Origin of the sequence: Streptomyces sp. NPDC094448, assembly GCF_044763775.1 — a bacterium.
In the GTDB taxonomy this organism is placed as follows: Bacteria; Actinomycetota; Actinomycetes; order Streptomycetales; family Streptomycetaceae; genus Streptomyces.
The window spans coordinates 175,554-198,147 of the sequence record NZ_JBIWGU010000001.1 but is presented as its reverse complement, the minus strand read 5'-3'; the positions used below and the strand labels follow the sequence as shown (position 1 = coordinate 198,147).

Below are 22,594 nucleotides of genomic sequence, written 5' to 3'. Positions count from 1 at the left end.
GGAGTTCTTCGGGTTCCCTCGCTGCCGACGGCACGACGGCACCGGGGACGGGGCCGCGCAGGCCGGTCAGAGTCGCTGGAGGTCGGGCAGGGTCCAGGTGCCGTCGGTGTACGCCTGCTGGGGCCCGTAGAGGCGGAACATGACCTCGAACCCGGTGCTGTCCAGGGTGGTGATCCAGTTGGATTCCTTCACACCGTCCGGCAGTGCGGGAGCCAGGTACAGATCGACGGTCCCGTCTTCGTTGAGGTCCAGGCTTGTGTCGAGGGAGCAGGAGCTGAGCCGGTCCGTCCGGAGGAAAGTGTGGGTGCCGCGGTCGTAGGCGGTCAGTGACCAGTACTGGCTGACCGGGACGTCCTTGGGGACGGTGAGCCGGTACCTCTGTCCGCCGTCGAGCGGGTCACCGTTCTGGTCTGCGAGCGCCATCAGGTAGGACTGGCCCTTGCCCAGGTGGCGGGGGGAGAAGAAGGCGTAGGTGAAGGCCAGGCCCCGGTCGTCCAGAGGGTAGGAGCTGCGGAGGGTGAAGCCGTTGGTGGTGCTGGTGTTCAGCTCGGGCAGGACGGGAACGGACCAGTGGGTACCGGGCCAGCGCGGGGTCGTGAACAGGTTCTCGTAGCGCGCGTCCAGCCAGGTCTTCGCGTCGCCGATCGCCGTGGTCAGGATGTCCAGGGTGGCCTGGTCGGGCGCGTACGTTTCGCCCTGGGTGATGCCGAGGGAGGAGAGGGTGTCGATGAGGGCGCGGTCCCGTTCCAGCCAGGGTTCGGCCTGTACCAGGGTGTTCAGGGTGGCGAAGTAGGAGTCGTCGTAGGGGATCTCCGCGTCGAAGGACTTACCCAGCACGCTCACCCGGATGGTCTGGCCGGTGGCGCCGTCCGGGGTGTAGGGGTAGAGGGCGACCTGCTCGGCGTAGGCGACGGCCGCGTCGATGGATTCCGGGCTGTGGTCGGTGGGGGTGGAGCGGACCATGGCGTAGCCCTGGACGGTGTCGCTCTGGAGGAGGGTGTAGCCGTCGGGGATGATGCCGGTGTATCCGGGCGGGAGGATGAGGTATTTGGCTCCGGCTCCGTTGTCGAGTCCGGCGGATCCGACGTCCTCGATGGCGGCCTGCCAGTAGTTCATGACGCTGCCGTTGATGGAACAGGTGTCGGTGGCGGCCGGGATCTCCAGCACCACGGGCCCGTTCGTCGTATCGAAGAACGGCATCACGTAGATCACGTCGGGGTTCGGGGTCAGGCTCTGGTTCTGCCAGTCCATGAGCCCCGGCCACCACACGATCTTGTTGCTTCCGGGTGTGCCCGGACGGCTCCCGGCGTCGTACATGAGCCGGTAGTTCACCGCGGGCATCCCCCATACCACCGCCTCGAACGCCCGCCCGTACAGCACCTTGTCGTCCACGCCGCTCATCAGATCCCTCGTCTCTCCCGCCGGACGGCGGCCCCAAGTACCACCGGAACCGGTGCTCCATCGCACCGGCCAGAGCGCAACTACCAATCCCCCGGGCCAGAACAAACCCGAACACTCCCGCGCACAGCACCGGCTGTCCGATACGCACGGGACACACAACTGCACACCGAGGCACACCGGTTCATGCCGATCAGCGCAGACACGGCCTCCCGCCCAGGGCGATATCGCACAGGCAACACAGGATGGTTGGCGTGATCCCGGAACCCGGGCCTGTCCGCGAAAGCGCGTTTACCCGGCAACCGGTGCAAGTCGGGCCGGGATCCGACCGGGCTGCACACCATTCCGATCCGGCTCGGAGCAGCGGAGTTCGACGCTGGTGGTCGTCGCAGGGCTGGTGGCGGTGATGGCGCTGCGAATGCACTCAGCACCTGCGCGGGCCAGGCGCCTGACCCGGAACAAGCCCGCCTCCGGCTGGACCGGGGAGCCCAATCCCACGACCCGAGTCCGTTACCGGAACCGCCCCGAAGTCACCGACCTCCGGTCATCCGTGAATTCGATCGCCGTGGCTTCGCATACACCCGACCGGCCCCTGATCCGTTGCTGTCCTTCGCCACTGTCGATACGAAACCGCTGTCCTCGCTGCTCCATGGCGCCCAGCTCAACACCGCAGTTTGCAGGCCCTTTTTCCGCCGCCGGTCCGCAAAGAGGGGCACACAGGAGTATTCTCAGTTTTTCGGCAACTCCACCGAAGGACAAGGAGCCGGTCATGGCGAACATCAGCAGGGTCGTCCGCGCCGCACGTGTCATCACATCCGACGGAGAGGTTCCTGCCGCCATTGGAATATCGGCAGGCCGAATCATTATGGTGGAGGACATCGAGGCGACCATCCCGGCAGAAGTCGATATCAGATTAGGGGACGATATCGTCGTGCTGCCAGGTCTGGTGGATACTCACGTGCACCTCCAGGACCCCGGTCGCACCGAGTGGGAGAACTTTGAATCCGGCACTCGCGCTGCCGCCGCAGGAGGGATCACCACACTCGTCGACATGCCCCTGGACTGCCTTCCCGTGACTGTTACGGTTCCGGCCCTTGAAGCGAAGAGACAGGCCGCGGCAGGCCGCTGCCATGTGGATGTGGGGTTCTGGGCAGGAGTGACCCCCCACAACATCCACCTGCTGCGCGATCTGCACGACGCGGGGGCACTCGGATTCAAATGTTTTCTGACAGACACCGGGATGGAAGAATTCCCGCCTCTGAATTCGACAGAGACTGCGAATGTGATCGCCGAACTGGGATTGATCGGCGCGACACTGCTGGTCCATGCCGAAGACCCCTACACGTTCCACCCGACCCCCTCTTCTGCGACCGACTACCACGCGTACCTGACCGGGTGCCCGCCGGAGACGGAAACCAAGGCCGTGGAACGTGTTATCGACATCGCTTCCCGGACGGAACACGCCAGGCTGCACATTGTGCATGTGTCATCTGCCGACTCGGCAGCGATGATCGACCGGGCGAGAAGCCGCGGTATCGCCATCTCCGCCAAGACCTGCCCCCACTACCTCACATTCAGCGCGGATGACATCCCCGACGGAGCCACTGCTTTCAAGGTGTGTCCGCCGATACGAGACGCCGAGAACCGCACGCGGCTCTGGGGATGCCTACGGAGAGGGGCGTTGGACATGGTCGTATCGGACCATTCGCCGTTTCCCACAGCGGACAAGCGCGACGAGGGCGGAGACTTCGTCAGCGCTCCGGGGGGCATCAGCTCGCTCCAGGTCAGCCTGGCAGCCACATGGACAGCGGCACGGCAGCGGCAGGTCTCTCTGCCCGAGATCGCGTACTGGATGTCGACACGGCCTGCTCAACTCGCCGGGCTGCCCACCAAAGGACTCATCGCACCCGGCCGTGACGCGGACCTCTGCTTCCTGGCCCCGGACGAAACGTTCACCGTCGATCCGGCGAAGCTCGCTCACCTCCTGCCGGGAACGCCCTATGCCGGCCGCACCTTGTACGGGGTGGTCCGCCGGACTTGGCTGCGCGGACAGCCCGTCGATTTCCGTCATCCTCGCGGCGCCCTGCTGAAGCGTTCCGCACAGAACCGACTTCGCCGGTGATCTCCGCCCTGATCCGGTCCGGCGAACTCCTCGGGGCCTCCGCGGCGGGGATGGGTCCGGAGGTACGCCGCGCCCCCGGCGGCTCTCCCCCGTTCGACCGCCGGAGCTCGGGGCCGACGACGCTCATCGCCACCCGGTTCCGGACGTCTCGCGCGGCCCAACGTCCCTCAGCCGCAAGGGAGTCCCAGCTCCGCCTGTCTGATGACCGTATAGTCTGCACGCATGTTTGAGCACATCCGGAACAAGCCTGCGGTGACGCTTGATCGAGATCGTGAACTCCTTATCGTCTGTGCGCCATTACGCACCCGCGCGAACCTGTCGAGCATCGTTCGCACCGCCGGGTGCAGCGGCATCAAGAAGATAGTCGCCTGCGGAAACGGGCGGGTTGACGAGCGGGTGGCCCGCGACGGCGCACACCATGTCGATATCGAGGTGCGCAGGACTCTCACATCCGTACTCAAGAAGCTCCGCCAGGACGGCTACCGGCTCGTCGCCCTGGAGCAGACCAGCAACTCGCAGAATCTGCACCATTACGCCTTCCCCCGCAAGACGGCACTCGTGGTGGGGAACGAGCGGACGGGCATCACCGACGAGGAACTGCAGTGGGTGGACGACTGCGTCGAGATACCGGTGTGGGGCATGCCGCACAGCTACAACGTGGCGACGGCGACCGGGATGGCGATCTACGAATACTGCCGGCAGTACCCCCAGGGCTGACCCCGCTCGGGCCCGATCGGTGACCGTGCGGCCGTCATGCCCCCGAAGTTACCCCGCTGTCCGGACCGGCCGTCGGATGCGGCCGCGGACGCACCGGGTTCCACGGGACCCGGGACGGTGTGGACGAGGAACACCGTCCCGGGGCCGGGCGATGCGGCGGCCGGGCGGCAGTGGAGCCGCCCCCTGAAGCCCGGGGTCACCGGACCGGTTTCCCGGTCGCACTCCCCGGCGCACGGCAGATCAGCACGATGGCGATGAAGACGTACGGAACGGCCGCCATGGCAAGCAGCCGGCTCGGCCCCCACCAGACCGACCCCAGGGCATAGCCCGCGAAGACCAGGACGGCGACGACCTCCATCCCCAGGCCCGCGAGTGAACTGACCGTCGCCCTGGTGCGGTTGCCGATACGGGACTGGAGCAGAGCGTCGGTACGGACCCGGGCCCACTCGAAGGCTCCGAAGGCCACGGCCACGGGGACGATCCCGACCGGGTGGCCGGAGAGGGCGCCCACCGCCAGCAGCGCCGAGCCGATCAGCAGCACCGGGCCGAGCCAATGGTCCGAACCGTGCTCCGCACAGTACTGGCCCGCGGCCATTCCCCCCATCACGGTGAGCAGCAGCAGGGGCACCATCGTGTCGGCCGCGCCCATGTCCACGACCAGCAAAGGGAGATACTCGTCCATGGCCTCCACACCCGTCGTCACCGAGGCCAGCACCAGTGCGCCCAGCACCTTGCGGGAGGCGCGCACCTCGGCGAAGCCCTGCTTCAGCAGGGCGATCGGATGGGCCTCGTCCTCCGGATCGGGCGACGAGGCACTCGCGCCGGCAGTCTCCGGCAGCGCCTGCCCGGCCACGATGCCGAGCGCGCAGACGACGATGCTCGCCATGCCCACCGCACCGTACCCGCCGAGAGCCAGCACCGGGGAGGCCAGCGCGGTGGCCAGTGCGACGGCTGCCGTACCGAGGCCCCGCGCCCGGCCCATGAGCCGGGTGTAGGAGCGCGCGGCGCCCGCCTTCTCCAACTCCTCGTAGGCCAGGGCCTGAAGGGTCCCCGAGCGGAGGGCGCCACCGGCACCCCAGAGCAGAAAGCCGACGGCGAACGACGGGTACGACGGCAGGACGGTCCACAGGGCGAAGCCGCAACCGACCAGCGCGGAAGCCGTGCTGAGCAGAAACCTCTTGGAGACCATGTCGGCCCAGACTCCAGCAGGTACCTCCAGCAGGAAGCTGGTGACCGACCAGATCACGAACAGCGACGAGATCTCCGCGGCGGTGAGCCCGTGCTCGGTGAACAGGAGGGCGTACACCGGGTACAGCAGGATGAAGTCCTCAAGGAACACATAGGTGTAGAGGGTGCGAGCGAGCCGCTTGGGTACCGGGCCGTTCCCTTCCTCGACCTCGGTGGGCGACGACGTTGTCGGTGTGGACGGCATAGGTGGTACCTCGACTGACTTGCTTCTCCGGCTGCCCCACGTCCCCGCGCCGACGGTTAACGCCGCCCGGGGCCGCGAAGCCACCCGAACGGCACGTCCTGGACAGTCGACGTGTCGCTGTACACATCTGAAACGACCGGATGACTGGGGCGGTCACGTCATCAAAGCGACTCGTTGGGATGATCCGGCCATCCGTCACTATTCGCGGCCGCGAGCAAACCCCGAGGTCCTGGGGATGCGGGTGACGGGGAGGGCAGCGCGCAGGCGGCGTCCGATCCCGCCGGGAGGTCGCACACCGGCGCGGACCGTGACCGCCGCGACCGCGGCCCACCCGCCGATCACGTCTGTGATCAGCACATTTCCTGTCCTCATTCCGGCGCACGAGCGTCGGCCCTACACTTTGTGCCACGCGTGTACAGACGCCAAATGGGTTGGGTGTAGAGATATATGACGTTACGTCGAATAATCGGCAAGCGGGTCGTCGAGGTCAGTGACGCGGAGTTCAACGACCTGTCGGCCCGTCACAGTGGTGGCGTGGTGCTCGACGTCGGCACGGGCGACGGAAAACACGCGCACCATCTGGCACGCGGACGGCCCGACCAGCTGGTCATAGGGCTGGATGCCACCAAGGACAACATGCGCCGGATGGCGACGAAGGCCGCCGCCAACCCGGCCAAGGGCGGGCTGCCGAATCTCCTCTACCTATGGGCGGCCGCCGAGAGGCTGCCCGAGGCGCTGTCCGAGATAAGGGAACTCCACATCCTGATGCCCTGGGGCAGCCTGCTGCGTGGAGTACTCGGCTCCGATCCGGTGATCCTGGAGGGACTGGCGAGGGCCTGCGCGCCGGATGCGTCCTTCCTGATCACCCTGAATCTCCATGCCTGGCGCCCTGCCGTTCCGGAGGTCGGCGACCATCCCGAGCCGACCGGCGAGTCGGCTTTCACGGACCTGGCTCCCGTTCTGGATCGGGCCGGATGGCGGCTCGACGAGGCGAAGTACCTCGACGCCGAGGAGATCGCCGCCCTCTCCACCTCCTGGACACGCCGCCTGAACTCGGCACGCGACCAGTTGGACGTGCTCGCCCTGACCGGTGTGGTGAATGTCAGCTCTCCCGTGCTGCCTCCAGCACGAAGTCATAGGCACGCTTCCGCGTCCAGCTCGGCAGCCGAGCCAAGGCGAGTGCCAGGGTCTTGTGGGACACAGACTGCGCAAGCAGCGCTCTGACCAGGGCTGCTTGATCGAATCCCGGTTCGTGGGAGTCATCCGCCCGCGGGGAAGGATCCACACAGCAGAGGACGTCGCCACCCGCGGACAGCCGGGTTGCCGCCGTAGCCACAGGTCCCCACCAGGGACGTTCGGCCATCGAGACCGCCGCGACAGCGGCGGTCTCGATGCCGAGGGTGCTTCCGGCCTTCTCCAGAATTCTCGGCAGTTCGGCGGCCGGGGTCCTGAAGACCACCCGGGACGAGCGGTGGGCGGCGAGCACCGGGAGAATCCGCCGCTGTCCTTCCGCGGCGGCAAGAAGGACAGGCCCGCCCCGCGGTGAGGCCGCGGCCACCGCCAACTCCTCGGGCAGTCCGATGACTTCGACTGCCGCCCGGTCAGCGGCCAGCAGCCGCCCGATCACCGGATTGTGGCTCTCCATCGTCGACACGGCCAGGAGACGTCCGCCCTCGCCGATCGTTCCCTCGGCCGCCGCCCAGGGGTCGACCGCCACCCCCTGGGCGGAGAGCAGCCGGCCGGCGGGCACATCCAGGGCGATCACCGTGTCGGCGGCGGCGGTCTCCGCGACCAGACGAGCCTCGTCGCCCGTCCCGGTCCGGTAGAGGACAATGCAGCCCTCGGCCGTCTCCCGGTCACGTTCGACCAGGACGTCGATCTCGCCGTCCGGGTCCCTGAGCGCGTACAGCATCTCGCGGGGCAGATCGGCCGCGGCGAGATCCGCGTCCGTGGCCATCGTGTTCGGAAGACGTCTGGAGCTGCGCCGCACCACCGCACTGGAACCGGGCTGCCAGGCGGAATTGCCCAGGGCCCGCAGAGTGACGCGGTGGCCGCCCGCGGTCAGCGTGATCCTCAGGGGACCGGCCAGGCCGGTGGCCGAGGGCCCCCGCACCGTGGCGGCGACACCGACCACGCAGGTCGCCCGGCCCGTGATGTCGGTGCCGGTGGCGAACTCCAGCGTCTTGTCGTGGCTGGCCCGGATCTCCTGATGGCCTCTGCACCGCAATCGCAACAGTTCCCGTGACGACACGATGTCGCTCCCCTCACTCGCGGGCCGCATTCCACCGCAATGATCCCAGCCCCTGGAGCGACGCGGTGAGCCCCTACGCCGAACCACCGCCCACGACCCGTCCCAGGCCCCGGCCGAACCGATCGCGGGCGGCCGGCGTTCCCGCCCACAGTCGCTCGCCCCGCACCCGTGCGGCATGCGCGCGCAGTACCGGAAGGACCTCGTCGGGAAGTTGTGAGGGATAGCACCGGACGCCGTCGTCCCTGTCGGTCTCGTGCGATGCGATGCCGACCACGAGCGGGTGCCCCTCCGGGGCCCCATCGGCCCCGAACGCGTAGGGGAGGTCCTCGTACCAGAGAAGACCGTCCTCCGGCACCGGCAACGGACCGGACACCGCGCGGCGCACTGCGCTGTGGTCGATGTGTCCGCCGACGGCGAGCGGCGCGAGAACCGCGTCCGGCCTCAGCCGCAGGAGCGCCGACGACAGGCGGGCGGCGGCCTCGGCGACGACCTCGGGCTCGGGCTCGGCGCCCATCTCCGTGTCGTCGTCGTAGCCGCGCAGGGACGCGTCCGCCAGCTCGCACCGCTCCAGCCGCACACCGGTGAGGGCCCCCCACCTGTCCTCCTCCGCACGGCGTACGCGGGTCACCGCGTCGCTGTCGCCGTGCGCCGGGCTGCCCGGTGCGTACCGAGTACGGTTGAAGAAGGTCAGACAGACGAGTTCGGTGCCCGTCTCCCGCAGCCGGGCCACGGTGCCACCCAGCGACCAGGCGATGTCATCGGGGTGCGGCGACAGCAGAAGCACCCGGGAAGGGCCGGTCACGGGCGCCGGCCGGGCGGAGCGTCGACCCGGGTCGCGGCGGGGCCCCCGCCGGTGCTCCACAAGCCGTGGACACCCTCCGCCGGGCTCACGCCCGGCGAGCCCGCGACCCTCTCCGGGTCGGCGTTGCGCTGCCGCGCCGCTCCCATGTCCCCGCCTCCTGATGGTGTGTACCTGGTCGTCATGGTCCGTACCTGGTCATCCGGTCAGGTCCCACCCGGTGTGCCCGGGAACGGCTCCCTTCCCCGGATGGGGTCACCCGTCGCGCGGTGCCCGGGGTGGCAGGCTCCGGGCGGACGGCACCGCCCGTGCGCCACGGCCTAAAAAAACTCGTCGAGGAGCCGGTAGTACCGGAACCTGCGCTCATCGACACCGGTCAGGCCGTAACGGCGTACGAACGCGCCGGCGTCCCCACCACCGGGCCTCTCCTCGTCGATGTCCCGGAGCGCGATGGCCAGGTCCACCCACCGGTCGGCCCGCCCGAGCCGGCCGACGTCCAGCACCCCCGAGACGGCCAGCGTGGTGGGGTTGATCAGCACGTTGTCCAGGCACAGATCGCCATGACAGACGACCTGCTCGTCCTCGGGCGGAGGCTCGGCGGCCTCCAGTTCGTCGAGCAGCCGCTGTTCCGACCAACCGCTGTGGTCCTCGTCCAGATCGTCCAGGTCGATCCTGCCCGTACGGGCCGCGGTCCTGGCCCAGCGCAGGGAGATGCCGAGGCCGCGGTCGAAGGGGCACTCCTCGACCGGGAGCGCGTGCAGTGCGCGCGTGAAGTCCGCGACGGCACCGAGCACGGCCGGCCGCTCCGCCGGGTCGGGCCAGTCGGCCGCGGGCCGGCCCTCCACCGCCGTGGTGACCAGCCACATCGTGTCACCGTCGGCACCGACGTCGATCACCTCGGGAACCGGAAACCCCTGCCCGCCCAGCCAGACCAGCCGTTCGGCCTCGCTGGGCGGATGAAACCGCAGGTCGTTCTCGTCGCGCAGGGGTGTGGTCTTGACGAAGTACGAGGCCGCACCCCTGCGATCCACCCGGTGGACGGCGGTGCCGTCGGAGCGGACGGCGACCTCGACGAGGTCGCCGCCCCCTCCCGGCGGGTTGATCACGGTGCGCGGGAGCCCGGCCATATCCGGTCTCAGCCGCAGGCCGGGTCCAGGGCGTTGCCCTGGTCCTTGTCACGCCGGGCAATGCGCTCGACGGTCTCGTCGATGCGCTTGAGCACTCCCTCGCTGTCCTTGAGCGAGCCGCCGAACGCCTCCAGCGGGAAGGCGAGCTTCCGCGCGTCGGGCAGATCGCCGGGCGCCAGGTCCAGCCTGCTCACCACCTGCTCGGCACCCTTCTCGAAGGCGGACAGCGCATGGTCCACCTCGGCATCGCCGTAGGCGGCGGTCACCATGTGGGTGCCGCTGTCCTCGAAGTAGGCACCGAAGTCGTAGGCCGCGCGGTAGAGGTCCCAGGAGAGGCTCTCCGACTCCACGACCACGTCGAACATCATGTTGGGGCCGGTCACGTAGGCGGGGATGCCGACCCTGGCGAGGATGTCACGCATACCCTCCTTGAGCCGCTTGCCCGTCCTCTCGCACCGCTCGTGGACCTCGCCGTCCTCGATCTCGTCGAGCACCGCGAGAGCCGCTGCCATCGGCGGTACCTCACGGGTGTACGTACCCGCGATACCCGCCTTGTCGTAGGCGTCGATGACCTCGCGCCGGCCGAGGACGGCGGAGAGGGCGTGACCGTTGCTCAGGCCCTTGCTGACGGTGATCAGATCGGCCGGGACACCGCCGGTGCCGTTGAGGCCCTTGGCTCCCCAGCGCAGTGCGGTGATGACCTCGTCAATGATGAAGAGAACGTCGTACTCGGCACAGATATCGGAGAGGTTCTTGTAGTAGTCGACGCCGAGCCAGGCGGGTTCGGGTGTGACGATGACCCCCGCGATATCGCTGCCGAACTCCTCCAGGAAGCGCCGCAGCGCCGTCTCGTTGTAGCCGAAGTTCGCCACCCGGGTACGCGGGTCGAAGCCCATGTTCAGGTAGGAGAGCTGCCAGTCGTGCCAGCCGTGGTATCCGGAGGTGAGGATCAGGTCGCGGCCGGTGTAGGCACGGGCGAGCCTGATCGCCGTGGTGGTCGCCTCCGAGCCGGTCTTGCAGAACACGGCCTTCTCACCCGCCGGGTACCGCTCGACCAGCCGCTCGGCAAGCTCAATACGCTGCGGCGAAAGGGTGCTCGCGAACACGGCACCATGATTGCGGACGGCGTTGGTGACCGCCTCCACAACACGCGGGTGCTGATTGCCGAGCAGCAGTGCGCCGCTGGCCGCGGTGACGTCCAGGATGCGCTTCCCCTCGACATCCGTCATCCAGGAGCCCTGCGCGCTCACGAACACGGAAGGGAATCGGGTGCCGATGTCGTAGTCCTCGGCCGCGGTGACCCGGCGGGCGCGCTCGATGGTTTCGAGATTGTTCTGAGTGTTGCTGGTCATCTCATTCCTTCCGTTTCCAAGGCAGGTCTGTGCCCCCCGCCTCGAGGCCATGAGGTGGTCGTGGTGTGCGACTCCGACAACGCAGCGCGGGGTGCCACCCGGGCCGCAGGCCCGGGTGGAGTGCCGTAGCTGCCGTCGCGGGCCCGGCAAGATCGCCCGGACAGGGCCTAAGCGGTACGCGCCGGGTCCATCGCGTCCGGTGCCGTGTTCCGCGCGTCGGGATGGAGCGGGTGGAGCGGGGGAAGGGGCGCCGTGTGCAGTCGGCCGCCGCGGATGAACAGCCGCCGCCAGTCCGAGTAGTCGAGGGTGACCAGCGAGTGGCGGAAGCGGCGGCTGGCGTCGACCATGTTCGCGCGGTCGGTCACGTCGATTCCGCTGGAATCGGCGATCTGCTGGATGCGCTCGGCACCGAAGTTGATCGGCGCGAACTGGCTGAACTCCGACGCGCTCACCGCGAGCCACGCCTCGGTGTCGACCTTGATGGCATCGGCCAGGACCCGGATGGCCTTTTCGGCGGGGACGCCCTCGTCCCGGTCCTGCCAGTAGCGCAGGATCCGTGCGCTGTGGCCGATCACACCGGCGTTGGCGCCACCGCTGGTGAGGAAGTGGCCGTTGCCGAAGGAGTCCCCCGCCACCACGCCGTTGGACGCGAGCAGCGCGTCGTCACCGATGCGCTCGACGAGGCTGAACAGTTTCGGACCGTAGTCCATCTGGACTTCGTTCAGATCCTCTTCCGTCAGTTCGAGCACCGCGGCGGCGTGCTTGATGAAGCAGTTGTAGAGCAGCTGCTGGTAACCGGCGAAGTACTCCGGCGACGCGGGGTCCGTCTCCGGCGGGACGATGCCCTCGGCGATCGGATCGAACTTCTCGAAGTCCGGCACCTGGACGAGAATCCAGCCGACCTCGGGGTCGTTCTCGTGCCCCACCGCGATCTGACGGACCCAGTACTCGTTCCCGTCCTCGTCGAACTCCGTGGAGATCCGCCGCCGCAAGCGGCCGTCGACGAGTACTTCGCAGAATCCGGCGAGGAAGTCGGCCTGGGCCACCACCTCGCCCCGCCCGTCCTGGTGGTCGACCAGGACATCGCGCTGGGCGAACCCGAGCCGCTCCGCGTCACTGCTGTAGAAGCCCTGTGCCACGACGAAGAGTTCGGGGACACCGATCTCGATCGGTACGCTGCCGGGCAGCCTCATACGGACGAATTTGCCCCGGTAGTCCAGCTCCTGGACCTCTTCGATCCGGATGCGCTTGCGGCCGTCGGGCTCGTCGACGAAACCGTCGCCCTCCTCGGTGATCACCCGGTGATTCAGGAAGAGCCGCACCCGGGGGGTCTCCATCCCCTTCGCCAGGTCCATCTCCTCCAGCTTCTCCAGATAGCGCCGCCACAGCCGCAGCAGCTCCGATGCCGCCGTCTGGAAGGTGGACGGACCGTCGAGTACTTCGGCCAGGTCCTCCCGGATCATCGACGGGTCGGGAACGGCGGGGGCCGGCGGCGGCGGAGTCACCGTGATCGTGCGGTGGGGAGCGCCGTTCTTCCACCGGTCGTCGATGAACTCGATGTGGTGAATCGTTCCGCCCACATGCATGCGCGTTTCGAACGAGGTCACCACCTCGTCGGCGGAGATCTGGCCCGCGATGGTGTCCGGGCCGTAGAAGCATTCGGCGAGCCTGAAGAGCCTGCCGTCGCCGAGGCGGGGAACACCGTCCTCGCCGTACCGCTCCAGCATCAGCTGATCGATCAGTCCGAGCTGGTGGAACATGTCCTCGCGGATGTTCCAGTGCACTCCGAGAGAGGGCTCACCACGCATCTCCACGCCGACGGCCCGACGCCCCATGGCGACGCTCCAGAGCATGCCCATCATATTGGTGCCGCCGAGCCCCAGGGCCAGATAATCCGGGTCGAGGACGCCCTGCAGACCAGGCTCTTCTGCTAATGGGGATTGATTGCCCTGTTGGGTGGTCACACCATCACTCCTCACTTCTCTCCAGGGGGCAGACGCATCCGTATCCGAGAGAACGATCCTACGGTTGCGCCGGCTTCTCGTAGACCGATATATGCGTGGAACTCTCGGAGGTCATTTCCGCCCTCTGCCAATTGCTCCAGCGGTATGCGAGCCTCAGCCCGGCCATACGGGCCATGAGGTCGATTTCCGCCGGGCTCACATAGCGCATCGGGACCGGCTGCAGCCGTACCGAGCCGTCCTTCAGAAGGATTTGCTGCGTGAAGAGTGTTTGATCCAGCGGGTTGTAGTCCACCGCCCAGAGCCCCACGCTGGTGGACGTAATGGACTCGATCAGCAGATGCTCATTGCCATGGGGTCCCTGATGGTCCGGGAGCGGGACTCTGGTGGGCATCTCGATGACGAGGTAGCCGCCGTCCTCCAAATGGTCCGCGGAATTCTGGACACAGCGGATCTGCTCCTCCTGGGAGTGCAGGAGGAACGGCCCCCAGTCGATCCAGGGAATCAGTCGGTACTTTCCTTCGACATTCACGTCGACATAGTTCTCCTGGATGACCTTGATCTGGTCCCCTCCAGGTTTTTCGCGCAATTTCTCGATCATCTCGGTGGATGTCTCGAAACCATGGACGGTCAGTCCGGACAGCGCCAGGGGTATGGCTACCCGGCCCGTACCGATGCCCAGTTCGAGGACCGGTCCGCCATTCGCCAGGTCCTTCAGCGTCAGGAGGCAGTCCTGGTCGATCGAGGCGCCCATCCACTCATCGTGGACATCCGCCCAGTAGCTTCCCCACGCCGTCCGGTCCGGATCGTCAAAACCCTGGTTCACTTCGCCCACCTGCTCACACTCGTTCGTCGGTTCCGCGCGGTGCGGGCGGGGTTCAGGAACGCTCGCCGTACGCCCGGTAGTACGTGTGCAGCGCCTCGTTGATCTCCGGAGAAGCCGAGGCGAGCAGCTCGGGCGGCGGTGTGAACGCGGGATCGAACTCGTCGAGGGCCTCGGTGTAGAGCCGGCGCAGCTGGTCCTCGATCACCGGCGGCCAGTCGACCGGGATGCCCCAGTCGTGCTCGTATCCGAGGGCGAGTGTGTGCTGGACCGCGGCTTCCAGGCACTCTTCCCGGGTCATCGCCTGAATGGGCGCCCGCAGCGGCGTGAAGATGTCCAGCTCGGCATCGTGGGGCTTGCCGGTCAGGCGGGCCGCGAAGTCCTTCGCGAGCAGCGGCGACTGGTGGAGTCCGTCACGGTAGGTGCCGGTCATCAGCCACAGGCCCTCCACACCGGCCTGGCCGAGCAGCGGGAAGCCGTCGAGCGGGACCGGCCGGTTGCCGACGTAGATCTTGTCGACACGCGCGTCCACCAGATCCTTGCGCAGCTGGCGAGTGCAGCCGAGCAGCAGGTTGAGGTCGTCGATCGCGGGGGTGTCGCGCAGCTCGGGGGAGATGTTGTTGGTGGCGCCGAGGTAGATGCGCCCGTTCTCCCGGGGCACCGCGTGCAGTCCGCAGGCGAAGGCCCGGTTGGGGGTGCGGATGACGCTGTCCGGCACCTTGTGGTCGACGGTCTCGATCAGCAGGGCGACGCCGTATCCGGAGACCATGCCCGGGATCCGCTCACGGATGTCCTGCGGAAGGGAGCCGAGCAGATCGTGCGAGGCGGCTCCGGCGGCGAGTACCACCGAGGGAGTGTGCAGAATCTCGCCCGTCGAGAGCACGACGCCCTCGGCGCGGTCCCCCTTGATACGGACGTCGGTGACCCGCGCGTCGATCAGAGTGCCGTGGGCGCGGGTGAACGCCGTGGTCAGTCCGCGCAGCAGGGCCTGGGTGTTCATGGCATGTTCGTTGGGGATGAACATGGCCTTCAGCGGGCGGGACACCGGGTCCGGGTCCAGCCAGTCGAGCTCCTCGGGATCGAGATCCTCGTAGGGCTCGTGGTATTCGTCCAGTGCCGCGCGGATGGAGGCGTATCCGGCACTGTCGATCTCCGGTACACCGATCGTGTTCAGGATGACGACGGTGCCATTGGCGCTACGGAGGGACGTTTCGTCGGATTCCTCGACGATTCCCTGTTCCCACTCGGTCCACAGATTGGTGGCTCGTACGTCCATGGCGAGCTTCGCCCGGCCGTAGCGGCTCTGCAAGAGCCCCGGTGTGGCTTCGCCGAAGCACCCGTTCATCGCGCCTGCCGCGGCTGATGCCGCGAAGGGGCGGGCGGCTTCTCCGACTACTGCCGTTTTCACTCCCTGGCGCGCGAGGGCTAAGCCGAGCGAGAGGCCCAGTGCACCATTTCCCACGATGACAGCGTCGTAGGCGGCAGCATTCTCAATGGGTAATCCTGACATGCGCATCCCCCATGGAAAAGTATCCGAACCTCGGGATCAATAGCCGGCAGACAAGTCCTACACGTTGACAACGCACACCATGGAGCGGATCGCCATATGTGTGCGGGCAGCGGACTGGCTCCCCCCGGGGCTCGATTGATCCTGACATAGGTGGCTGGTGAGCGGAAGTGGTTGGATCCAAGGAGATCGAACACGCCGGAACAGATGGAGCGTACTCCGGAATCCAGCACTCCGTCCTATCGGATCGCCCCCGGACCGGTCGCGGAGCCGCCGCGGGCCTTCCTTCCCCGGTGCGGGGTGTTCCACACGTACCGAACGGACCAGGTGTTCCCCGCGGTTCGTCTCCGTGGACGCGGCACTTCGGGCGGGAAACATCCGAGTCGGTCATCCGGTGGTCAAGGGCGGGTACGGTCGGCAATGATGCCTCGGTGGGCATCCTCTTCCCAGCAGATCGTGGGACATGGGAAACTCCATGATCGTGGAGAGTGGGGCCGTTCCGTCGCTGCGGCACCCACCGTCCGGCCGGATCGCCGTGGGGCCGGACACCGGCAACCACATCGAAACCCCCTGCGAGATGCCGACGCGCCGGTGGCGGGGAACCGTCCGCCTCGCCCGTCGAAGCCGGCAGTCCACCGCCGCCCCGTCCGTATGAGGGTGCCGCGCGGCTCGTCCGGCGCACTGCCGGGCGGGGGCAGGCCGCGAGGCCACGGCTCCCGACAACCTCATCCCCGGTCCCGACCGCGCACCGACCCCGACCGTGCTCGTCCTCTCAGCAAGGAGAACCACACGATGGGCAATGACAAGGCTTTACCCAAGGCTCTGGATCCGGATTTCCTGGCGCTGGGTCTCGGCGGCACCAACATGATGGCCATGCTCTGGAGCGTCGCCATGGGCCGCAGCGCGGTGGGCGTCGAGATGCGCGGCGACCCGTCCCCCGGAGCCGGTTGGAACGTGGCCGCGGACACCTACCACCAACTCGCGCTCATCGACTCGATGATGATCGAACGTTACGGGGAGGAGAGCCTGCCCCGGCGCGGTGACGGACGGCTGCTGCGGCTCGCGGAGTGCTTCCACAGCCCGGGTGCGGTGACCGGCACCATCGCGGTGGAGGAGGTGATCGACTGCTTCGTCGACTTCGAGGACGAGGAGCTCAAGGTTGCGGGCAACCTGGAGTACAACGAGTTCGTCGATGACCGGTGGAAGGACGGGAAGCCCGCGCGCACGGTCACGGTGCTGCCGGCCGCCGAGATACCCGACGTCCCGGATCCGGGTCTGATCCGCACCGATGTCGCCGAGATCCTCCAGGACACCTTCCCCTTCCAGGTGTCGGCCGCCGAGCTGCTGACCCTGATGCGGCGGTATCTCGAGGCACTGGTCAAGATCGACGCCGCGGCGGGCCGCACGGAGCCCCGGGTACGCCTGTTCTCCACCCACCGGGCCATCACCGCCGCTGACGGCGGCGGGTTCGCGGATGCTCCCGACGGCCGCAAGCGCATCCGTGTCGAGGCCCTTCAGGAGCTGGACTTCCGCGGGTACTTCGTCCATGTCCGCCGACCGGGCACCGAGATCATCGACATCGGCGTGCCGGAGCTGTTCATGGTGGCCCAGGGCCCCGAGAGCACGGACGCCGAGCAACTGGGCTACCAGGCCCGGCCGGTCGTGCTCGACCACGGCGACGGCCGCGGCCCGGTGCCGGCCACGGCGGACTTCGTGGCCACGCTCTTCAGCATGTACGCCCAGGGCCGGTTCCGGTACCGCATCTCCACCGAGCGGGACGAGGACAACGACGAGTACTGGGCGCGCCAGATGCTCATCGGCCACGAGAACGACCCCGAGGTCGGCTGGATCATGGTCCAGGTGCCCGAGTTCATGACCTTCGACCCGGTGGCGAAGGGCATGGTCTCCAGCGATACGTCCGACTCCTCGCCCCGCTACTTCGCCGCCTACCAGCAGCTCCTGAAGGAGTTCTTCCTGGAGCGGGCCGAGGAGCTGCTGGAGCTGCCCAAGAAGGTACTCAAGCGGATCAACACCTTCTACGGTCCCAAGCTGGTGACCATCACCATGCGGGTGGGGGACGACGCCCGGGTGGCCCCCAACGGTGTCGTCGCGGGCGAGACCTTCGGGAACGGCCACTTCATCAACGGCGGCAACTCGGTCACCGGGATGGTCGGCCACAGCTCCCGGGTACTGCGGTACTGGCAGCAGCGGGATGCCGGGAAGACGCCCGAGGAGGCGATCCGGGTACTGGCCGACGGCATCAAGGAGGACACCGAGAGCTGGATCCGGGTCAGCGAGAAGGAGTTCGCCGAGGCTCCCCAGCACCATTTCACCGAGGACTGCTTCCGCGAGATCGACGCCGCCAGGAAGCACCGGCGCCATCTCGTCACCCTCGATCTGTCCGACTGGAACCGTCTGCTGGTGCATGCCGGACGGCTGCACACCGCCCCGTTGCCGCCCCCGGCGGACGAGCACCCCGCCACCCGTGGGCTGGGCTGGACGCGCGCCCAGGAGCAGACCGACGGTGTGCTGATCCCGGAGTCGGTGAACGTTGGCTGACCGGACGGCCGCGCGGGTGGGTCACGGTCACGCGTGCGCCGCCCCCGAGGGGACGACCACGGTGACACCGCCTCCCGGCGATTTCCTCAAGCGCTGGGTGCACGACAATGCGTGGCTCACCCCCGCACGGCGGGAACTCCTCGGGCGCTGGGTGGACGATCCGACGCCGCGGGAGGAGGTCGCGGAGCAGATCGGTGTCCCGCTCGGCGAGCTGCTGCGCGCCTTCAACCACACCGGCCCGATCTCTCCGCCGGTCGGCTTCCGCTATCGGAGCGCCGGTTTCGCCGTGACGGCCATGGAAGGCACCTGCGACGACATCGCGGACGGCAGATATCCGCAGTTCGGCTCACCGGTCACGCTGCGGTGCTATCTGGCGGACGCCGCGCTGCTGCCTCAGGGCATGCTGGAGGCGGCCGACTGGAACTTCATGGACGCGGGACGCCCCGGCTTCCTCGGCTACGCCTATGGCGTCCGGTCCGGGGAGACGCTCTATCTGGCCGGAGTGCAGAGCGATATAGCCGTTCGCTACAGCTATCTCTTCCAGGGCCGCGGCGGTGAGACCGAGCGACGCGTGGGCGATGACGTCCGGCTGGGTGGCGCCGACGATCCGGCGGCCGACTACGCCGACTACGTTCCGGTGCTGCGCCGGACGTTCCAGCGGTACTGGATCCAGGTGATGCTGGGCGCCGTGGCGGCCTGGGCCGGTACCGAGCCGGATCTCACCGAACTCGGCCTGCTGGACTTCCCGCTGACGAGCGAGGAGGACACCCGGGGCCACGTGGTCCAGCGGGTCTACCGGGAACTGCCGGACCGGATGACGACCACGGGCCGGTGTGTACGGGTGGCCGACAGCTGCCACCCGTACACAGTCGCCCACTTCGACGACGTGGCCCGGTACCTCGGCGACCGGTGGAAGCCGGACGTCCGGCCGGCCGCCTGAGCTTCCGGTCAGCCGTCGAGCAGTTGCGCCATCGACGGTGCGCCGACCGCGAAGCGGTCCTCCAGCAGTTTCCTCGCGGTGCGCAGCGCCACCGCCTGGATGGTGAGCGTCGGGTTGGTCCCGGCGGGATACGGCAGCACGGCACCGTCGCCGATATAGACGTTGTCGGCGTCGTGCAGCCGCCCGTCGGGATCGGTCACGCTGCTGCGTGGATCGGTGCCCATCCGGCAGGTGCCGTGGAGATGGCTGCTTCCCATGGCCCAGCCGGACGGCTCCCTGAGGACGAGTTCGCAGCCGGTCGCGCGGATCAGCTCCGAACCGCGCTCCGCCATGTACTCCAGACGGGCCAGATCCCGTGGATGTGCCTGGTAGTCCATCATCACGTCCGGCACCCCGTGTGCGTCGGTGCCCGTGCCCAGACGTACCCGGTTGCCGAGCTGGGGCTCGTCGGGGACCAGGGCCTCGATACGCAGCAGCTGCTCGTTCCGGCGGAGCCGGTAGGTCCGTTCGGGGCGGGCCTCGTAGAGCAGGCCGCCGAGACCACCGGGTGCGGCCGGATCCTCGTAGAAGTCGGCCACCGCGAAGGTGGAGAAGGGGCCGTTGCCCATCACCTGGCTGCCCGCCGGCCCGCCTTCGGCACCCTGGTAGCCGTACCCCAGCACGTACTCGCTCAGTTTGAAGCACAGCCCGCGACCCACCAGGTCATGGGTGTTGCCGAGGCCCTGCGGGTACCGGTCGCCGACCGAGCGCAGCAGCAGTGCCGCCGTCTGTACGGCGTTGGCGCAGAGCACGAACTGCCGGGCCCGCACGAGATGGCGCCTGCCGGTGTCCATGCGTACGCACTCGACTGCCTGGGCCGTGCGGGTTCCGTCTGTGGTCAGCCGTACCGCCTTGAGGCCGGCGAAGAGCCGGGCGCCGCTCGCCATGGCGGGTTCCAGAAAGCGGGTCACCGCGTCGCCCTTGGCGCCGATCGGGCACTTGCGGCAGATGCAGGGGGCATCGGCGAGACAGCCGGGCCGCTCCCGGAAGTCCTTGCTGACCACGGCCAGCGGAGTGCTGAACGGGCGCAGGCCCAAGCGGGTGGCCGCGGTGGTGAGCCGGACCCCCTCGGGGGATGTGGGTACCGGTGGCAGGGGGTAGTCCGAGCCGCGCGGCGGCAGGGTCGGATCCGAGTCGGCTGTGCCGGAGACCCCGACCAGTTCCTCGACCGCCGTGTAGTAGGGGTCCAGCTCGGCCGCCTCCCAGGGCCAGCGCAGGGGCAGCTCCCCCGGCCCCAGGGCTTGCTCCGGGTCGAAGTCGACGGGCCGGTTGCGGAAGTAGGCTCCCCCGTAGAAGACGGTGCCGCCGCCCACGTTGCAGGTGGTCCAGGGATAGCCGACCTTGCCCCAGGTTCCGTTCTCCTGGCGTACCCACGCCGCTTCGGAGGCAGCGAGCACATCGTCGTAGGAGACGTCGTCCGAGACGAACCCGCCCTGCTCCACGACGACCACCGACAGCCCACGGGTCGCAAGCAACCAGGCCACCAGGGCGCCGGACGCGCCGCTGCCCACCACGCAGACGTCGTAGTCCGCCGCGAGGTCTTCAGCGGTGGGGGCCGGGCCGTAGGCTCGCGTCATGCACTCGCCCCGGTGCCGTCGCGGCCGAGGCTCTCCAGCGCGGCCCGGATCTCCGCCAGCCGCACGGGGACCAGGGGCAGGTCCGTGGATCCCGCGGGTTCGCCGAGATCCTTCAGCAGGACGTAGGGCACGGTGTCCGGCTCGGCCGGCAGATAGCCGCGTTTGTTGTCGTCCCGGACCACGTTCATGACGTCGTCGACCGTCATCCTCCCGGGCAGCGCCAGGGGCGCGCCGAGAGCGGAGACGATCTCCTCGTGCTCATCGACGCATTTGCGGGACAGCCAGCCGCGCGCAGAGGAGATCCTGGCCGCGACGATCATCCCCAGCGCGATCGACTCCCCGTGCGAGAGTCCCGCGGAGCCGCGGAGCCTGTGGTCCGCCAGCTCCACCGCGTGACCGGCGGTGTGTCCGTATTCGAGCACCAGGGCGGCCCGTTGTTCGTGCGTGTCCCGGGCCGTCACCTCGGTCTTCGCACGGATGCTCTCGTCGAGCAGCCACAGCAGCGAATCCGGGCTGTTCAGACCGCCTTCGGCCAGAACCTTGCGCAGCCCCGGGAGGGCGTCGGGGGCGATGGCCAGACAGTTTTTCGCGGCTTCGCACAGCCCTGAGCGGAGTTCCCGCTCCGGCAGCGTGGCGAGCATGCGGATATCGGTGTAGACAGCCAGGGGGGAGTAGTAGGTTCCTATGTGGTTCTTGCCGAGCGAGCTGTTGATGGCCTGCTTGAGCGAGAGCACCGAGTCCATCGCGGAGACCGTGGTGGTCGGTATGTGGACCAGACGCACACCACGGAAGATCAGAGCGGACAACAGGCCCGCGAGGTTTCCCGGTACTCCCCCGCCGAACGCGATGACGACGGTGCGCCGGGTGGCATGCGCGCCCAGGGTCCGCTCGGCGTAATCGGCCAGCTGGGCAAGGGACTTCATATGTTCACCGGGCTGTTGGCTCAGTACCTCGACGGGTACGATCGCGCGCAGTCCGGGAAGTAACCTGTCGCCGTGCAGCTTGAGCACGGTGTCGTCCGTGACCACGATGAACCGGTCGGCGCCGAGGCCCGCCAGCTCCTGCAGGATCCGGTCCGCACAGTCGACCCCGTAGTGGTAAGGGAACTCGACTTCCCCGATCCGGACTGTTCTTACGTGCCAGTTGCCGCCGTCCGTACCGGTAGCGGCTTCACTCACACTGACCATCCATCATCTCCCGTCTCGAAACAGGTCGATGCCCGCCCCTGTGGGTCCGGAGCAGGGCATGGGTGCAGAGTTCATCAACGGCACGGGTACCGGAGGGGGTGGGTCCGGTCGCGCTCTCGACACGTCGGTGCGTACCCAGCACCGGACGTCGGCATCCCCGTGTCGCCGAAGGGACAGAAAACCCCTGCGATGTCGGCGGTCTCCCGGGCCGACTCGAGTCAGTCTGGCAGATGTAGTCAAACAACGTACCCATTTGATGTTCTGTTGTGGGCAGAACGATCCAGAAAGCCGAGATTCCGCAACTACATGCAGTAGTTCCGTCACGCTGCGCGATCGCCCGGTGGGTTGCCGTCACCGCGGCCGCACACCCGCGCCGGTGTGCGGTGGGGCGCGGGAGGCGTCCCCGGACGCCTCGGGGCAGGGGCCGACGGGTGTGCGCAGGTGTGGGCCGGCTCGCGAGGGCGCAAGCCGGTGGCGGTGGGCCGCCCCGATCCCGCAGGCCGGCTGTGCGGTGGGTCCGGCGCGGCCGGTGCCGGCCGCCCGGAAGCCGCCGCCGGCCCCGCCGCGGAACATTCCGGCCCGTGGTTCCCCGGCTGTTTCCGGATGGCGTTCGGCCCGTACGGGCGGCCCCGGCCACCCGCCGCCACCCGTCCGTCTCACTGTCGGCAACCAGGCCCTGAACTGCGCGGAAACCCGTGAAACACGAACGGTCCGGACGCCGTCTCGGCCTGCTGCGCATAGGCGACCCGGCAAGAAGTGCCGCGACTCCCATGGCTAAAGTGCGCACTTCGTAGCATACTCAG

At 68.2% G+C, this 22,594-nt stretch carries 15 protein-coding genes and 1 pseudogene; 5 read left to right on the top strand and 11 right to left on the bottom strand.

The window, feature by feature from the left end; genetic code table 11:
* Positions 1-66: 66 nt before the first annotated feature.
* Positions 67-1,401: a DUF1214 domain-containing protein gene (locus tag ACIQ9E_RS00790; protein WP_403699833.1), complete on the bottom strand. Its 1,335-nt coding sequence runs from the start codon at positions 1,399-1,401 to the stop codon at positions 67-69.
* Positions 1,402-2,167: 766 nt separating this feature from the next.
* Here ACIQ9E_RS00790 and allB point away from each other — a divergent pair.
* Positions 2,168-3,520: an allantoinase AllB gene (gene allB, locus ACIQ9E_RS00785; RefSeq protein ID WP_403699830.1), complete on the top strand. Its 1,353-nt coding sequence runs from the start codon at positions 2,168-2,170 to the stop codon at positions 3,518-3,520.
* Positions 3,521-3,772: 252 nt separating this feature from the next.
* Complete coding sequence (locus ACIQ9E_RS00780) at positions 3,773-4,237, top strand: TrmH family RNA methyltransferase (RefSeq protein ID WP_403699827.1); 465 nt, start codon at positions 3,773-3,775, stop codon at positions 4,235-4,237.
* A gap of 196 nt (positions 4,238-4,433) precedes the next feature.
* On the opposite strand, the gene ACIQ9E_RS00775 is transcribed toward ACIQ9E_RS00780, so the two are convergent.
* Positions 4,434-5,669 (bottom strand): MFS transporter, encoded by a 1,236-nt coding sequence (locus ACIQ9E_RS00775; protein ID WP_403699824.1) that lies wholly within the window; start codon positions 5,667-5,669, stop codon positions 4,434-4,436.
* Between the two features lie 447 nt (positions 5,670-6,116).
* Between ACIQ9E_RS00775 and kamB the strand changes: the two genes are divergently transcribed.
* A complete protein-coding gene (gene kamB / locus ACIQ9E_RS00770) occupies positions 6,117-6,893 on the top strand; it encodes a 16S rRNA (adenine(1408)-N(1))-methyltransferase KamB (protein WP_403699821.1) in 777 nt (258 codons plus the stop codon).
* Between the two features lie 652 nt (positions 6,894-7,545).
* Here the strand turns inward: kamB and ACIQ9E_RS00765 are convergent.
* The 7 genes and pseudogenes from ACIQ9E_RS00765 to ACIQ9E_RS00735 form a co-directional block, all read right to left on the bottom strand.
* Positions 7,546-7,950 (bottom strand): annotated as a pseudogene (locus tag ACIQ9E_RS00765) (DUF371 domain-containing protein); the annotation flags it as partial.
* A 43-nt stretch (positions 7,951-7,993) separates the two neighbouring features.
* Positions 7,994-8,704 (bottom strand): PIG-L family deacetylase, encoded by a 711-nt coding sequence (locus ACIQ9E_RS00760; protein ID WP_403699818.1) that lies wholly within the window; start codon positions 8,702-8,704, stop codon positions 7,994-7,996.
* A gap of 335 nt (positions 8,705-9,039) precedes the next feature.
* Entirely contained in the window at positions 9,040-9,846 is an 807-nt protein-coding gene (locus ACIQ9E_RS00755) for an APH(3') family aminoglycoside O-phosphotransferase (protein ID WP_403699815.1), read from the bottom strand.
* Between the two features lie 8 nt (positions 9,847-9,854).
* Complete coding sequence (locus ACIQ9E_RS00750; protein ID WP_403699812.1) at positions 9,855-11,198, bottom strand: aminotransferase class III-fold pyridoxal phosphate-dependent enzyme; 1,344 nt, start codon at positions 11,196-11,198, stop codon at positions 9,855-9,857.
* 167 nt (positions 11,199-11,365) lie between these two features.
* On the bottom strand, positions 11,366-13,162 hold the full coding sequence (locus ACIQ9E_RS00745; protein ID WP_403699809.1) for a hypothetical protein: 1,797 nt from the start codon (positions 13,160-13,162) through the stop codon (positions 11,366-11,368).
* 58 nt (positions 13,163-13,220) lie between these two features.
* On the bottom strand, positions 13,221-13,994 hold the full coding sequence (locus ACIQ9E_RS00740) for a class I SAM-dependent DNA methyltransferase (protein WP_403699806.1): 774 nt from the start codon (positions 13,992-13,994) through the stop codon (positions 13,221-13,223).
* 43 nt (positions 13,995-14,037) lie between these two features.
* Positions 14,038-15,492, bottom strand: a complete 1,455-nt coding sequence (locus ACIQ9E_RS00735) for an NAD(P)/FAD-dependent oxidoreductase (protein ID WP_403699803.1) — start codon at positions 15,490-15,492, stop codon at positions 14,038-14,040.
* Between the two features lie 789 nt (positions 15,493-16,281).
* Here ACIQ9E_RS00735 and ACIQ9E_RS00730 point away from each other — a divergent pair.
* Both ACIQ9E_RS00730 and ACIQ9E_RS00725 read left to right on the top strand, forming a co-directional pair.
* Positions 16,282-18,048 carry a hypothetical protein gene (locus ACIQ9E_RS00730; protein WP_403699800.1) on the top strand — a complete coding sequence of 589 codons (1,767 nt, stop codon included), beginning with the start codon at positions 16,282-16,284 and terminating at the stop codon, positions 18,046-18,048.
* A gap of 61 nt (positions 18,049-18,109) precedes the next feature.
* The gene (locus ACIQ9E_RS00725; protein ID WP_403699797.1) at positions 18,110-18,988 is read left to right on the top strand and encodes a hypothetical protein; all 879 of its coding nucleotides are present in this window, start codon (positions 18,110-18,112) and stop codon (positions 18,986-18,988) included.
* 8 nt (positions 18,989-18,996) lie between these two features.
* On the opposite strand, the gene ACIQ9E_RS00720 is transcribed toward ACIQ9E_RS00725, so the two are convergent.
* Both ACIQ9E_RS00720 and ACIQ9E_RS00715 read right to left on the bottom strand, forming a co-directional pair.
* On the bottom strand, positions 18,997-20,604 hold the full coding sequence (locus ACIQ9E_RS00720) for an FAD-dependent oxidoreductase (RefSeq protein ID WP_403699794.1): 1,608 nt from the start codon (positions 20,602-20,604) through the stop codon (positions 18,997-18,999).
* Complete coding sequence (locus ACIQ9E_RS00715; protein WP_403699791.1) at positions 20,601-21,782, bottom strand: 2-deoxy-scyllo-inosose synthase; 1,182 nt, start codon at positions 21,780-21,782, stop codon at positions 20,601-20,603. The genes ACIQ9E_RS00720 and ACIQ9E_RS00715 overlap by 4 nt, the downstream gene beginning before the upstream one ends.
* Positions 21,783-22,594: the final 812 nt, after the last annotated feature.

Coding starts and splice junctions, on each gene's coding strand:
- ACIQ9E_RS00790 (WP_403699833.1), bottom strand. CDS start 1,401: ATGAGCGGCGTGGACGACAAGGTGCTGTACGGGCGGGCGTTCGAGGCG.
- allB (WP_403699830.1), top strand. CDS start 2,168: ATGGCGAACATCAGCAGGGTCGTCCGCGCCGCACGTGTCATCACATCC.
- ACIQ9E_RS00735 (WP_403699803.1), bottom strand. CDS start 15,492: ATGTCAGGATTACCCATTGAGAATGCTGCCGCCTACGACGCTGTCATC.
- ACIQ9E_RS00755 (WP_403699815.1), bottom strand. CDS start 9,846: ATGGCCGGGCTCCCGCGCACCGTGATCAACCCGCCGGGAGGGGGCGGC.
- ACIQ9E_RS00775 (WP_403699824.1), bottom strand. CDS start 5,669: ATGCCGTCCACACCGACAACGTCGTCGCCCACCGAGGTCGAGGAAGGG.
- ACIQ9E_RS00720 (WP_403699794.1), bottom strand. CDS start 20,604: ATGACGCGAGCCTACGGCCCGGCCCCCACCGCTGAAGACCTCGCGGCG.
- ACIQ9E_RS00730 (WP_403699800.1), top strand. CDS start 16,282: ATGGGCAATGACAAGGCTTTACCCAAGGCTCTGGATCCGGATTTCCTG.
- ACIQ9E_RS00750 (WP_403699812.1), bottom strand. CDS start 11,198: ATGACCAGCAACACTCAGAACAATCTCGAAACCATCGAGCGCGCCCGC.
- kamB (WP_403699821.1), top strand. CDS start 6,117: ATGACGTTACGTCGAATAATCGGCAAGCGGGTCGTCGAGGTCAGTGAC.